Origin of the sequence: Pseudomonas sp. AFG_SD02_1510_Pfu_092 (assembly GCF_003331055.1) — a bacterium.
In the GTDB taxonomy this organism is placed as follows: Bacteria; Pseudomonadota; Gammaproteobacteria; order Pseudomonadales; family Pseudomonadaceae; genus Aquipseudomonas.
This window is the reverse complement of sequence record NZ_PUQD01000005.1, coordinates 13,113-27,006: the sequence shown is the minus strand read 5'-3', so window position 1 is coordinate 27,006 and position 13,894 is coordinate 13,113. Positions and strand designations below refer to the sequence as shown.

Below are 13,894 nucleotides of genomic sequence, written 5' to 3'. Positions count from 1 at the left end.
AGGGATCAGATGACCCTGTGGGAGCGGGTTTACCCGCGAATGCGATGGTGGGCTCACCGACGCATTCGCGGGTGAACCCGCTCCCACAGGGTTCAGTGGTGGGCTGGCGGGCCTAGCCCGGGTCGCGGAAGTCGGGGTGGAAGTCGGCCGGTACCGCCACGCTGACGCTGTCGCGGGTGGCGATGTCGATGCCTTCGCTGGCCACTTCGGCAAGGAAGTCGATCTGTTCCGGTGTGATCACGTAAGGCGGCAGGAAATACACCACGCTACCCAGCGGTCGCAACAGCGCGCCACGGCTCAGGGCGTGCTCGAACACTTTCAGGCCGCGCCGCTCCTGCCACGGGTAGGCAACCTTGCCAGCCTTGTCCTGGACCATTTCGATGGCCAGGGCCATGCCGGTCTGGCGAATCTCGGCGACATGCGGGTGCTCGGCCAGGTGCGCGGTGGCACTGGCCATGCGCGTGGCCAGCGCCTTGTTGGCCTCGATCACGTTGTCCTGGGCGAAGATGTCCAGGGTCGCCAGCGCCGCGGCGCACGCCAGCGGGTTGCCGGTGTAGCTGTGCGAGTGCAGGAACGCACGCAGCGTTGGGTAGTCGTCGTAGAACGCCTGGTACACCTTGTCGGTGGTCAGGCACGCGGCCAGCGGCAGGTAGCCACCGGTCAGGGCCTTGGACAGGCAGAGGAAATCCGGGCGGATACCGGCCTGCTCGCAGGCGAACATCGTGCCGGTGCGGCCGAAGCCCACGGCAATCTCGTCGTGGATCAGGTGCACCTCGTAGCGGTCGCAGGCCTCGCGCAGCAGCTTGAGGTACACCGGGTGGTACATGCGCATGCCACCGGCGCCCTGGATCAGCGGTTCGACGATCACCGCGCTGATCGAGGCGTGGTGCTCGGCCAGGGTCTGCTCCATGGCCTGGAACATGTTGCGCGAATGCGCTTCCCAGCTCATGCCCTCGGGCCGCAGGTAGCAGTCGGGGCTGGGCACCTTGAGGGTGTCGAGCAGCAGCGCCTTGTAGGTTTCGGTGAACAGCGGCACATCGCCGACCGACATGGCCGCGATGGTTTCGCCGTGGTAGCTGTTGGTCAGCGTGACGAAGCGCTTCTTGCCTGGTTTGCCGACGTTCTGCCAGTAGTGGAAGCTCATCTTCAGCGCTACTTCGATGCACGACGAGCCGTTGTCGGCATAGAACACCCGGTCGAGGCCGGCCGGGGTCATGGCCACCAGGCGCTCGGACAGCTCGATTACCGGCTGGTGGCTGAAACCGGCCAGGATCACGTGCTCCAGCTGGTCGACCTGGTCCTTGATGCGCTGGTTGATGCGCGGGTTGGCGTGGCCGAACACGTTGACCCACCAGCTGCTCACCGCATCCAGGTAGCGCTTGCCTTCGAAGTCTTCCAGCCACACGCCTTCGCCGCGCCTGATCGGGATCAGCGGCAGCTGCTCGTGGTCTTTCATCTGCGTGCAGGGGTGCCACAGGACCTTGAGGTCGCGTTGCATCCACTGATCATTGAGGCCCATGGTCGCTTCTCCTGGCAGTGCGGCTTGGTTCGACCGCGTAAGCCTAAGCAATGCCGCTGGGCAGGACAACCGCCGTTGTTCACGTGGCAAAAATGTCAGTGGCGAAAAGGACTTGATATCACTGCGCTGGCAGGGGCGGCGGAGCTGACGTATTCTTAACGCATCTCTCCCGGGGCATTTCCTGCCTCTCCCCGTTTTCTGTAACCCCCTGACTCGGAGTTCGCCGACATGGCTGCTGCTTGGGTGCGCCTGTGCGCGTTGGTATTGATCGGTGTGTCCAGCGGCGCCGCGCTGGCAAAGGACAAGACACCTTCGGCGATTGTCGTCGGTGGCGGCCTGGCGGGCCTGACCGCCGCCTATGAGCTGCAGAACAAAGGCTGGCAGGTGACGCTGCTGGAAGCCAAGCCAGGCATGGGCGGGCGCTCGGGCCTGGCTACCAGCGAGTGGATCGGCAACACCAAGGCGCAGCCTGTACTCAACCAGTACCTCGACCGTTTCAAACTTGAAACACTGCCGGCACCTGAATTCGTGCGTACCCCCGGTTACCTGATCGACGGCGAGTATTTCAGCGCCAGCGACCTGGCCACCAAGCAGCCGGCCACCGCCGAGGCGCTCAAGCGTTACGAGAAAACCCTCGATGACCTGGCCCGTTCCATCGACGACCCGATGAACCCACAGGCGACCAGCACGCTGTTCGCCCTCGACCAGATCAACGTCTCCACCTGGCTGGACAAATTGCAGCTACCGGCCACCGCCCGTCAGCTGGTCAACCAGCAGATCCGTACCCGCTACGATGAGCCGTCGCGCCTGTCGTTGCTGTACTTCGCCCAGCAGAACCGCGTTTACCGTGGCGTCAGCGACCGCGACCTGCGTGCCGCGCGTCTGCCCGGCGGCAGCCCGGTGCTGGCCCAGGCTTTCGTCAAGCAACTGAAGACCATCAAGACCAGTTCGCCGGTTACCGCCATCGTTCAGGACAAGGACGGTGTCACGGTCAAGGTCGGCAGCGTCGGCTACCAGGCCGATTACCTGGTCATGGCCGTGCCACTGCGCGCCCTGGCCAGGATCCAGATGACCCCGGGCCTCGACGGCCAGCACCTGGCGGCGCTCAAGGGCACCAACTATGGCTGGCGCGACCAGCTGATGCTCAAGTTCAAGAAGCCGGTGTGGGAAAGCCGTGCGCGCATGTCGGGCGAAATCTACAGTAATGCCGGCCTGGGCATGCTGTGGATCGAACCGGCGCTCAAGGGTGGCGCCAACGTGGTGATCAATCTGTCGGGCGACAACGCCCGCCTGCTGCAGGCGTTCGGCGACAAGCAGATGGTCGACCAGGTGCTGATCCGCCTGCACGCCTTCTACCCGCAGGCGCGTGGTTCGTTCACCGGTTACGAGGTCAAGCGCTACAGCACCGACGCCGGCACCGGCGGCGCCTACCTGGCCTACGGCCCTGGGCAGATCAGCAAGTACTGGCGCCTGTGGGAGCGCCCGGTGCAGCGCATCACGTTTGCCGGTGAGCACACCGACGCGCTTTACCCAGGCACCCTGGAAGGTGCGCTGCGCAGTGGCCAGCGTGCGGCCAGCCAGGTGCAGGACCTGTTGGCCGGCAAGTCGTTCGACCCGGCCAAGGCGGCACCTGTGGCGGCAGCTGCTGCGGCAGGCGCGGCGGCGGCCAAGCCGAGCAAGGGCGGGTTCTTCTCCAATATGTTTGGCGGCTCTGACGACAAGAGCGAGAAGGGCGACAAGGCTGACCAGGCCCCTGCCAAGGCCGAGCCGAAAAAGGACGATGAGGCCAGGCAGGACAAGCCCGGCTTCTTCTCGCGCCTGTTTGGCGGGGCGGACAAGCCTGAGGTGAAGGCCGCGCCGATTGCCAAGGCCGAGGAAGTGGCGCCGGCACCAGCACCAGCACCAGCGCCGCAAGCCGCGCCGGCCCCGGTTGCGCCAGCGCCTGTGGCCAAGCCAGCGCCGGCCAAACCGGCGGCGACCAAGGCCACGCCGGCCAAGCATGCGCCCGCGCACAAGCCCACGCACAAGCCCACGCAGACCAAGAAGGCCAACACCCAGGCCAAGGCGGGTTGATTTACTGCCAGTGCCGGCCCTTTTCGCGGGTGAACCCGCTCCCACAGGTCCGGCGCAGGTCTCAGGTACAGCGCCGACCCTGTGGGAGCGGGTTCACCCGCGAAAGGGCCGGCACTGGCAAGCGCGCATGCACCGTCTATCGTTAATGTTTCCTTAATGGGAAGCTTACACAATACATATCGGATTTCTCGATAATCCGAAGCAATTTTTTCCGCTTTTCTTCGATACGTTACGCGTTAGTCTGTGCACAGCTTTCACGGGGAAACACGTCAACATGCAACTGCGCAATTCACCTTCTCGCTACGGCGTGGTCAGTATCGTCCTGCACTGGGGCGTGGCGCTGGCAGTCTTCGGCCTGTTCGGCCTGGGCCTGTGGATGGTCGGCCTCGACTACTACAGCCCTTGGCGCAAGGCCGGCCCCGACCTGCATAAGAGCATCGGCCTGGTGCTGCTGGCAGTGATGCTGCTGCGGGTGGTCTGGCGCTTCATCAGCCCGCCACCACCTGCACCGGCCAACCATGGCGCATTCACCCGCACGGCGGCCAAACTGGGCCACCTGGCGCTGTACCTGGGGCTGTTCGCGGTGATGATTGCCGGTTACCTGATTTCCACCGCCGACGGCGTCGGCATCCCGGTGTTCGGCCTGTTCGAGGTGCCGGCACTGGTCAGCGATCTGCCCGACCAGGCAGACCTGGCTGGGGTGATTCATCTCTGGCTGGCCTGGGGCCTGGTGATTTTTGCCGTGCTGCATGCCCTGGCGGCGCTCAAGCACCATTTCATCGACCGTGACGCGACCCTGGCCCGCATGCTGGGCCGCAAAGCTTGACTCTCAACCTCAATTGCATAGGAAGGAAATAAGGATGTTGAAAAAGACTTTTGCCGCTCTGGCGCTCGGTACCGCCCTGATCTCCGCCGGCCAGGCCATGGCTGCCGAGTACAAGATCGACAAGGAAGGCCAACACGCGTTCGTTGACTGGAAGATCAGCCACCTGGGCTACAGCTTCATTCACGGTACGTTCAAGGACTTCGACGGCAACTTCAGCTGGGACAGCGCCAAGCCTGAAGCCAGCAAGATCAGCGTCGACCTGAAAACCGCCAGCCTGTGGTCGAACCACGCCGAGCGTGACAAGCACATCGCCAGCGCCGACTTCCTTGATGTGAAGAAGTACCCGGAAGCCAAGTTCGTCTCCACCAGTGTCAAGTCGACTGGCGACAAGACTGCTGACGTGACTGGCGACCTGACCATGCACGGCGTGACCAAGCCGGTGACCTTCAAGGCTACCTTCAACGGTGAAGGCAAGGACCCATGGGGCGGTGAGCGCGCTGGTTTCAACGCCACCACCACGCTGAACCTGAACGACTTCGGCATCAAGGGCCCGGGCGCTACTTCGCAGACCCTGGACCTGGATATCAGTGTTGAAGGTGTGAAGCAGAAGTAACTTGCTTTAGCTGAAGTACCGAGGGGGCTGCTTCGCAGCCCTTTCGCGACACAAGGCCGCTCCTACAGCCTGTGGGAGCGGCCTTGTGTCGCGAAAGGGCCGCAAAGCGGCCCCCTCATACTTTCTGTCAGCCTTTGCGGGTCAACAGCGCCGGGCGCTCACCGCGCGGGCGGCTCGGCAGGTCATCCAGCTGCTCGGGCGTCGGGTAACGGTCGAGCTTGGATTCCTTGCGGATGATCACTGGTTGCTTTTCCGGCTGGCGAGGGTTGCGCACGGCCGGCTCTTGCCGGGCGGCATCATCCCGCGCCGGGCGACCACGGCCAGCACCACCGCCGTCACGCCGGGCACCGCCACCGTTGTTGGCGCGGGGTGGGCGTTTCTCGCCACCGCCACCGCTGCGCGGCTGGCCGCCACTACGGGCCTGGCCTTGGCCACCCGCGTTGCTGCGCTGACCGCTGCCCTGGCCCTGGCCGGCGCCAGCACCTGGACGGCGATTGCGGCCTTGGCCTTTACCCTGGTACGGGCTGACATAGTCGGCACGGTTGCCGAAGTTGTCGATCTCGTCGTCCAGGAACTCTTCCGGGTCACGGTCGGCCGGCGCTTTCGGCGCGCTGCCGTTGCTGGCCTGCTGCTGTTGCTGGCGCGGCTTCTTGTCACGCGGCTTGCGTGGCTGCTGTTGCTTGTCGCCGCTCTTTTCCTTGTCGGCCGGCTTTTCCGCAGCTTGCTGCTTGGCCTTGCCTTTGTCCTTGCCCTTGTCCTTGCGGCCGCCGTTGGCGTCTTTGCCGCCTTCGCCGCGTGCCTGCTGGTTACGACCGCCACGGCCGCTGTTCTGTGGGCGCTCGCGTACTTCAGGCTTTTCGGCTTCTACCTGGCTGGCGTCAAAGCCCATCAGGTCGCCATCCGGGATCTTCTGCCGGGTCACCCGCTCGATGCTCTTGAGCAGCTTCTCTTCATCCGGCGCGACCAGCGAAATGGCCTCGCCCGAACGCCCGGCACGGCCGGTACGGCCGATACGGTGAACGTAGTCTTCTTCCACGTTCGGCAGCTCGAAGTTGACCACGTGGGGCAGTTGGTCGATGTCCAGGCCACGGGCGGCGATGTCGGTGGCGACCAGCACCCGCACGCTGTTGGCCTTGAAGTCGGCCAGGGCCTTGGTGCGGGCGTTCTGGCTCTTGTTGCCGTGGATCGCGGCGGCGGTCAGGCCGTGCTTTTCCAGGTACTCGGCCAGGCGGTTGGCACCGTGCTTGGTACGGGTGAACACCAGCACCTGTTCCCAGGCGCCAAGGGTGATCAGGTGCGCCAGCAGGGCACGCTTGTGGCTGGCGGGCAGGCGGTAGACGCGCTGCTCGATACGCTCGACGGTGGTGTTCGGCGGGGTGACCTCGATACGCTCCGGGTTGTGCAGAAGCTTGTCGGCAAGGTCGGTGATGTCCTTGGAGAAGGTGGCCGAGAACAGCAGGTTCTGGCGCTTGGCCGGCAGGCGGGCGAGGACCTTCTTGACGTCATGGATGAAGCCCATGTCGAGCATGCGGTCGGCTTCGTCGAGTACCAGGATTTCCACGTGGGCCAGATCGACCTTGCCTTGGCCGGCCAGGTCGAGCAGGCGGCCCGGGCAGGCGACCAGCACATCGACACCCTTGGCGATGGCCTGGATCTGCGGGTTCATGCCGACACCGCCGAAGATGCAGGCGCTGACCAGTGGCAGGTCGCGGGCATATACCTTGAAGCTGTCATGCACCTGGGCGGCCAGCTCGCGGGTCGGGGTCAGCACCAGTACGCGCGGCTGGCGCGGGCCATGACGCTGCGACTTGTCGGGGTGGCCGGCCGGGAACAGGCGCTCGAGGATCGGCAGGGCGAAACCGCCGGTTTTACCAGTACCGGTCTGTGCGGCGACCATCAGGTCGCGGCCTTGCAACACGGCGGGAATCGCCCGCTGTTGCACGGGGGTCGGCTGGGTATAGCCCGCAGCCTCGATAGCGCGGACAAGAGCCTCGGAGAGACCGAGGGAAGCAAAGGACATGGGCAATCCTGTTCTCGTGTGGGCTGGGCCCGTTGGGATGTTCTGCCTGGCGCGACGGGCATCGGTGGGATGCGATCGCGTCCGGTCCAGCTGGGCTTTCACTGCACATCCGGGTAACGGAGGGATGGACGCGAAGGCGCGTCGATGCCGATCGGGATGCCTGTTGCGAGGCCGAGCGTCCGGGCGTGAGCCGGGCGGGAAGGCCCGAGTATAACAGAGCTATCGCGCTGTGCTGCGTTCGTGCTGCTCAACGGCGTTGGGAATGTTGCCAATGTCGCCTGTGTAGCGGTTGCTGATCGCGGCAAAAGCCGGCTCCTGCTTGAAACGTCGCAGTTCTTCGGTAAAGGCCTGGGCCAGTGCTTCGCGCCCCGGCTTGCGTACCAGGCCCAGGTACTGCGGCTGGCGGCTGATCACCAGCGGCAGTTCCTCGATTTGCTGGTGCAGGCCCAGGTGGCGGAGCAGGTAGTGGCCCACCCTGCGGTCGGTAATCGCCAGGTCGACGCGGCCGAGCACCAGCTTGCCGAAGTTGGCTTCATGGGTAGGTGCGGACTCGCGCCTGAAATGCCGGGCCTCGTTGAACGACGCACCATAGGCGTAGCCGGGCGAGGTGCCGACGGTGAGGCCGGTGAGGTCGTTCAGCTGCCGGACGGGGTGGCGGCGTGCGCGGGCCTGGAACAGGACGAATTCGACGTCTGACATGGGCTCGGCGGCATACACCAGGTAAGGCCGGCGTGATTCGTCCTGGAAGATGTCGAGGATGCCGTCGGCCAGGCCTTGTTCGATCATGACCAGACAGCGCTTCCACGGCAGGAACTGCACTTCCACCTCGAAGCCAAGGCGTTCGAACACCCGGCTGGTGACTTCATAGTCGATGCCCGCCGGCTGGCCGTCGCGCTGGTACACATAGGGCGCCCAGTCGTCGGTTACCAGGCGCAGGCGCTCGCCCAGAGCCAGCGGGCTCAGGCAGGCGAGCGACAGGATCCAGAACAGACGGGCGATGTGCGGCATGGCCGCAGATTACGCGCTCGGCCTGTTCAAGGCCAGTGGGGAGGGTGTTTGCCTGTGCCGGCCTCTTCGCGGGTAAACCCGCTCCCACAGGCGCTCTGCTTGCTGGCAGGCTTGCGCTGTACTTGTGGGAGCGGGTTTACCCGCGAAGAGGCCGGCACAGGTTCACTCAATTATGCGAAGACCTCAGCAGATGCGCCTCGATATCCTTGCGCCGTTCGCCCAGCGACAGGCGCAGCCCCGGGTGGCGCAGGCATTGGCGCAGCTGCTCGGGCGCCACGTGGCCATGGCGGGCATTGAGGTTTTCCAGGGCCTTGTCCCACCAGGCCGGCGCGCAGGCGCGGTCGAACTCGTTGGGGTAGGGGTAGCAGCCATACAGCAGCTCGCGGGCGAACTGGCGTTCGTGGCTGGGCAGGGTCATGCTCAGCGCCTTGTAGCCCAGGCGTTGCAAGGCGGGCGGCCGTGGCAGCTGGTCATTGACCAGGTGCACATCGGCCAGTGCCGCGCGGCTCAGCGGGTCATGGCCGTGCTTGCGCAGCCAAGCCTGGATCTTCGCGCGGAACTGCGCCTTGCGGCTCCAGTAGTGATGGATGACATCGGTACACTCGGCCAGCTCCAGCTTGCGGTAGGCCGCTACTGCCAGGCAGAACTCTTCGAGCGTGTAGGCCTCGCGGGCCAGCGGGTGGAACTCGTCCATCATGGCGATGGAGTGGTCCAGGGTGGCGGCGTCTTCCGCCGCCAGGCCGATCACCCCGGAGTTGACCAGCGGCATCTGGCAATCGGCCAGGCCGCGGGATTCGAGAATGGCCAGCAGGTTCTTGTACAGCAGGCACTTCTGGTTGCTGCCGTAGCGTGCACCGATGGCATTGCACAACAGGCGGCCAGGCGCTACGCGGTCGAACAGCGCCAGCGGCGAGGTACGGAAGAAGGTATCGGTGTCGATCAGCACGGCCCGCGGGTGCTGCTGCAGCACCTGGCGCAACAGCACATGCTTGCTGCGAAAGTGGTAACCGTGAGGAGCGTTCCAGGCCTGGCGCGTGGCTTCGTCCAGCAGATGAACGGTGACCGGCAGGCCGGCATAAGGCTGCGGGTTGTCGGTGTAGACCTGGATTTCCATGGCTTCGCCCGCCGCCGTACCCAGGTGGGCAAGGGCGCTGACGATGCTGAAGCAGGCTTCCTGATGATAGGTTGCCGGGCCAAAAGCCAGGTAGACAAGCTGTGGACGCGATGGCTGGTGCTGCATGGCAGGCAAGACCTGTGTAACCCGAAAATGAATAAGGCTTTAGTCTATGACCAAAGCCTTAATCGAATCTTAAACAGATTTTGCAAAAGATTTCAGCGTGGCAGCTTCAAATTGTTCCAGATGGCCAGGCTCGGCTCGGCCTGGTTCAGGGTGTAGAAGTGCAGGCCCGGTGCGCCACCTTGCAGCAGCTGTTCGCACATGCGGGTGATCACTTCTTCGCCAAAGGCCTGGATGCTGGCGGTGTCGTCGGCATAGGCTTCCAGCTGCTTGCGAACCCAGCGCGGGATCTCGGCGCCACAGGCATCGGAGAAGCGTGCCAGCTTGCTGTAGTTGGTGATCGGCATGATGCCGGGCACCACCGGGATATCCACGCCCAGCTTCTGGGCCCGCTCGACGAAGTAGAAGTAGCTGTCGGCGTTGAAGAAGTACTGGGTAATGGCGCTGTCGGCACCGGCCTTGACCTTGTGCACGAAGTTGGCCAGGTCGGCCTCGAAGTTGCGCGCCTGCGGGTGCATCTCGGGGTAGGCGGCCACTTCCAGGTGGAAGTGATCAGCGGTTTCCTCGCGGATGAAGGCGACCAGGTCGCTGGCGTAGCGCAGTTCGCCACTGGCCATGCCCATGCCCGACGGCAGGTCGCCACGCAAGGCGACGATGCGCTTGATGCCGGCGGCCTTGTATTCGGCCAGCAGGGCGCGCAGGTCGGCCTTGGTGTCGCCGACGCACGACAGGTGCGGTGCGGCAGGGACCTTCACTTCGCTTTCCAGCTGCAGCACGGTGTTCAGCGTGCGGTCGCGGGTCGAGCCGCCGGCACCGTAGGTGCAGGAGAAGAAGTCCGGGTTGTAGGTGGCCAGCTGGCGGGCGACGCCCATCAGCTTTTCGTGACCGGCGTCGGTCTTGGTCGGGAAGAACTCGAAACTGTAACGGCGTTCCTGGGACATCAGGCGTTTCTCCTAGCAGCAAGTTTCAAGCTTCAAGCTGCAAGTAAAAGCCAGATCGGTGATGGCCGATCTGGCTTGGGCATCGTTCAAGATTTTTACAGGCTTGAGCTACAAGCAGCAACGGCACGGTTTGCCTTTGCTTGCCGCTTGAAGCTTCAAGCTTGCCGCTTAGTAACGGTAGGCGTGCGGCTTGAACGGGCCTTCGACGGTAACACCGATGTAGTCGGCCTGCTGCGGGGTCAGCTGGGTGACCACGCCGCCGAAGCCGCGGACCATTTCCAGGGCCACTTCTTCGTCGAGTTTCTTCGGCAGCACTTCAACGGTCAGGCGCTCGGCCTTCTTCTCGGCCGACAGGTCGGCGAACTTCTGCTGGAACAGGAAGATCTGCGCCAGTACCTGGTTGGCGAACGAACCGTCCATGATGCGGCTTGGGTGGCCAGTGGCGTTGCCCAGGTTGACCAGACGGCCTTCGGCCAGCAGGATCAGGTAGTCGTCGTTGTGCGGGTCGAAGCTGCCAGCGCCGGTGCGGTGGATCTTGTGCACCTGCGGCTTGACCTCTTCCCATGCCCAGTTCTTGCGCATGAAGGCGGTGTCGATCTCGTTGTCGAAGTGGCCGATGTTGCAGACCACGGCACGCTTCTTCAGGGCCTTGAGCATGTTGGCGTCGCAGACGTTGACGTTACCGGTGGTGGTCACGATCAGGTCGATCTTGCCCAGCAGGGCCTTGTCGATGCTGGCTTCGGTGCCGTTGTTGATCCCGTCGATGAACGGCGAAACCACTTCGAAACCGTCCATGCAGGCCTGCATGGCGCAGATCGGGTCGACTTCGGTGACCTTGACGATCATGCCTTCCTGACGCAGCGACTGGGCCGAGCCCTTGCCCACGTCACCGTAGCCGATCACCAGCGCTTGCTTACCCGACAGCAGGTGGTCGGTACCGCGCTTGATGGCATCGTTCAGGCTGTGACGGCAGCCGTACTTGTTGTCGTTCTTGCTCTTGGTGACCGAGTCGTTGACGTTGATCGCCGGAACCTTCAGCTCGCCTTTGGCCAGCATGTCCAGCAGGCGGTGCACGCCGGTGGTGGTTTCTTCGGTCACACCGTGCACGCGCTCCAGCACTTGCGGGTACTTCTTGTGCAGCAGTTCGGTCAGGTCGCCACCGTCGTCGAGGATCATGTTGGCGTCCCATGGCTGGCCATCCTTGAGGATGGTCTGCTCCAGGCACCACTCGTACTCTTCTTCGGTTTCACCTTTCCAGGCGAATACCGGGATACCGGCGGCGGCGATCGACGCGGCGGCCTGGTCCTGGGTGGAGAAGATGTTGCAGGACGACCAGCGCACTTCGGCACCCAGGGCCACCAGGGTTTCGATCAGCACGGCGGTCTGGATGGTCATGTGGATGCAGCCCAGGATCTTCGCACCCTTGAGCGGTTGCTCGGCCAGGTACTTGCGGCGCAGGCCCATCAGTGCAGGCATTTCCGATTCGGCGATGATGGTTTCGCGACGGCCCCAGGCGGCCAGGGAGATGTCGGCGACTTTGTAATCGGTAAAACCAGCAGGCATGTTTGCAGCGCTCATGAGAGCCTCCATTCGTAGTGTGCGAATGGGCGCCGTTGTGCGTTAAGCGCCCGCGAGAGCGAGCAACGCCCCATCCGAGCCTGACAGGTCTAGCCTGCTGCAGCGCCCCTCGGACGGGTGGCGGGCATGGCGCCGCTGTGGGCGGCCATGTGAAACGGCGAAGATTATAGCCGCGCGCGCCGGCTTGCCCAAGGTTTTCTGTCGATTAATCGCGACGATAGTCGATGTTCAATGGAGCGACAGCGGTGGCTCTGCCATCATTGCTGCACGTTAGCCAGGCAGGTCAGGAGCAAAGATGAACTTTCATACCCGCAAGTGGGTTAAACCCGAAGACCTCAACCCCAATGGCACCCTGTTCGGTGGCAGCCTGTTGCGCTGGATCGACGAAGAAGCAGCGATCTACGCCATCGTCCAGCTGGGCAACCAGCGTGTGGTGACCAAGTACATTTCGGAAATCAACTTCGTCAGCGCCTCGCGCCAGGGTGACATCATCGAGCTGGGCATCACCGCCACCGAGTTCGGCCGCACCTCGATCACCCTCAAGTGCGAAGTGCGCAACAAGATCACCCGCAAGGCCATCCTCACGGTCGACAAGATGGTCTTCGTCAACCTCGGCGAAGACGGCCTGCCGGCGCCGCATGGGCGGACCGAGATCAAGTACATCCAGGACCAGTTCCCGGACAGTGCAGTCGAGTAGACCTCGGTTGGCAGTGCCGGCCCCTTCGCGGGTAAACCCGCTCCCACAGGATTTTTCGTTAGCTGTGGGAGCGGGTTCACCCGCGAAGGGGCCGGCACAGATGCTCAAGGCTGGGCGCTGACCTTGCGCACCACCCGCCCGATGCTCAAACCCTGCACCAGGATCGACGACAGCACCACGATGTAGGTGATCGACAACAGCAGGTCACGCTCCTCGCCCAGTGGCAGCGACAGCGCCAGGGCCACCGACACCCCACCGCGCAAGCCGCCCCAGGTCAGCACGCGCACCGTGCCCTGGGGCACCGGGCGCCAGCGCCGCAGCAGCACGATCGCCGGGGCCACCGTCAGCAGCCGCGACAGCAGCACCGCCAGGGCCAGCACGCTGCCGGCGGCCAGGTGCATCCAGTTGAACGGCAACAGCAACAGCTCCAGGCCGATCAGCGCGAACAGCAAGGCGTTGAGCATGTCGTCGATCAGCTCCCAGAAACCGTCCATGTAGCGCCTGGTCATGTCGTTCATCGCCAGGTTGCGCCCCAGGTTACCGATGATCAGGCCGGCCACCACCATGGCGATCGGCGCCGAAACGTGCAGCTCGTAGCACATCGCCGAGCCGCCGATGACCAGCGCCAGGGTCAGCATCACCTCGACCTGGTATTGCTCGACACTCTTGATCATGCGGTAGGTGGCGTAGCCGATCAGCCCGCCGAACACTATGCCGCCGATGGCCTCGCGGGCGAACAGCACGGCGGTATCGGCCATGCTTGGCGTTTCGCCCAGCTGGATGATGCCCAGCAACACGGTGAACACCACCACGGCAGTGCCATCGTTGAACAGCGACTCGCCGACGATGGTGGTTTTCAGCGGTTTGGAGGCGTTGGCGGTACGCAGCGCGCCCAGTACGGCGATCGGGTCGGTGGGCGAGATCAGCGCACCGAACAGCAAGCAGTAGATCAGCGGCACCTGCCAGCCGAACAGGGCGAACACCCAGTGCGACAGGTAGCCGATGACCACGGTGGCGATCAGTACCCCGACGGTAGCCAGCAGGCCGATCGGCCAGCGGTAGCTGCGCAGGTCGGAAAGGTTGACGTGCAAGGCCCCGGCGAACAGCAGGAACGCCAGCATCCAGTGCATCAGCAGGTCATTGAAGTCGATCTGGTTCATCAGCCCTTCGACGCGTGCTTCCAGGCCAGGGAAGCCGATCAGGCTCAGGCCCTGCAGCATCAGCGAGAACAGCAGCGCCGTGACCATCACGCCGATGGCGGGGGGCAGGCCGATGAAACGGTAGTTCACATAGGTGAGAAGGGTGGTGAGGCAGATAAACGCGGCAACGAGTTCAAGCATCCCGAATCCTGTAAAAGTGGCTTCCAAGTCGTAACCCGAATG

At 64.0% G+C, this 13,894-nt stretch carries 11 protein-coding genes and 1 riboswitch; of the genes, 4 read left to right on the top strand and 7 right to left on the bottom strand.

The window, feature by feature from the left end; genetic code table 11:
- Window positions 1-112 precede the first annotated feature (112 nt).
- The gene (locus tag C6A77_RS03860) at window positions 113-1,519 is read right to left on the bottom strand and encodes an adenosylmethionine--8-amino-7-oxononanoate transaminase (RefSeq protein WP_114168095.1); all 1,407 of its coding nucleotides are present in this window, start codon (window positions 1,517-1,519) and stop codon (window positions 113-115) included.
- Window positions 1,520-1,747: 228 nt separating this feature from the next.
- Here C6A77_RS03860 and C6A77_RS03855 point away from each other — a divergent pair, with 228 nt between their 5' ends.
- The 3 genes from C6A77_RS03855 (at window position 1,748) to C6A77_RS03845 (ending at window position 5,031) form a co-directional block, all read left to right on the top strand.
- Window positions 1,748-3,592 carry a flavin monoamine oxidase family protein gene (locus tag C6A77_RS03855; RefSeq protein WP_114168094.1) on the top strand — a complete coding sequence of 615 codons (1,845 nt, stop codon included), beginning with the start codon at window positions 1,748-1,750 and terminating at the stop codon, window positions 3,590-3,592.
- Window positions 3,593-3,866: 274 nt separating this feature from the next.
- Complete coding sequence (locus C6A77_RS03850) at window positions 3,867-4,418, top strand: cytochrome b (protein ID WP_114168093.1); 552 nt, start codon at window positions 3,867-3,869, stop codon at window positions 4,416-4,418.
- A gap of 34 nt (window positions 4,419-4,452) precedes the next feature.
- The gene (locus C6A77_RS03845; RefSeq protein ID WP_114168092.1) at window positions 4,453-5,031 is read left to right on the top strand and encodes a YceI family protein; all 579 of its coding nucleotides are present in this window, start codon (window positions 4,453-4,455) and stop codon (window positions 5,029-5,031) included.
- Window positions 5,032-5,158: 127 nt separating this feature from the next.
- Here the strand turns inward: C6A77_RS03845 and C6A77_RS03840 are convergent, their stop codons facing one another.
- The 5 genes from C6A77_RS03840 to ahcY all read right to left on the bottom strand — a co-directional run bounded on the left by C6A77_RS03840 (window position 5,159) and on the right by ahcY (window position 11,815).
- Window positions 5,159-7,051 carry a DEAD/DEAH box helicase gene (locus C6A77_RS03840; protein WP_114168091.1) on the bottom strand — a complete coding sequence of 631 codons (1,893 nt, stop codon included), beginning with the start codon at window positions 7,049-7,051 and terminating at the stop codon, window positions 5,159-5,161.
- A 219-nt stretch (window positions 7,052-7,270) separates the two neighbouring features.
- Window positions 7,271-8,059 carry a transporter substrate-binding domain-containing protein gene (locus tag C6A77_RS03835; protein WP_114168090.1) on the bottom strand — a complete coding sequence of 263 codons (789 nt, stop codon included), beginning with the start codon at window positions 8,057-8,059 and terminating at the stop codon, window positions 7,271-7,273.
- Between the two features lie 166 nt (window positions 8,060-8,225).
- Window positions 8,226-9,299, bottom strand: coding sequence for a hypothetical protein (locus C6A77_RS03825; RefSeq protein ID WP_114168089.1), 1,074 nt, complete (start codon window positions 9,297-9,299; stop codon window positions 8,226-8,228).
- A gap of 92 nt (window positions 9,300-9,391) precedes the next feature.
- Complete coding sequence (metF, locus tag C6A77_RS03820) at window positions 9,392-10,237, bottom strand: methylenetetrahydrofolate reductase [NAD(P)H] (protein ID WP_114168088.1); 846 nt, start codon at window positions 10,235-10,237, stop codon at window positions 9,392-9,394.
- Window positions 10,238-10,405: 168 nt separating this feature from the next.
- The gene (gene ahcY, locus C6A77_RS03815) at window positions 10,406-11,815 is read right to left on the bottom strand and encodes an adenosylhomocysteinase (protein ID WP_114168087.1); all 1,410 of its coding nucleotides are present in this window, start codon (window positions 11,813-11,815) and stop codon (window positions 10,406-10,408) included.
- A 20-nt stretch (window positions 11,816-11,835) separates the two neighbouring features.
- Window positions 11,836-11,932: riboswitch (S-adenosyl-L-homocysteine riboswitch) on the bottom strand.
- A gap of 178 nt (window positions 11,933-12,110) precedes the next feature.
- On the opposite strand from ahcY, the gene C6A77_RS03810 reads away from it, so the two are divergent.
- Window positions 12,111-12,512 (top strand): hotdog domain-containing protein, encoded by a 402-nt coding sequence (locus C6A77_RS03810; protein WP_009399312.1) that lies wholly within the window; start codon window positions 12,111-12,113, stop codon window positions 12,510-12,512.
- Between the two features lie 104 nt (window positions 12,513-12,616).
- On the opposite strand, the gene C6A77_RS03805 is transcribed toward C6A77_RS03810, so the two are convergent.
- Window positions 12,617-13,852, bottom strand: a complete 1,236-nt coding sequence (locus tag C6A77_RS03805) for a sodium:proton antiporter (protein WP_114168086.1) — start codon at window positions 13,850-13,852, stop codon at window positions 12,617-12,619.
- Window positions 13,853-13,894 lie beyond the last annotated feature (42 nt).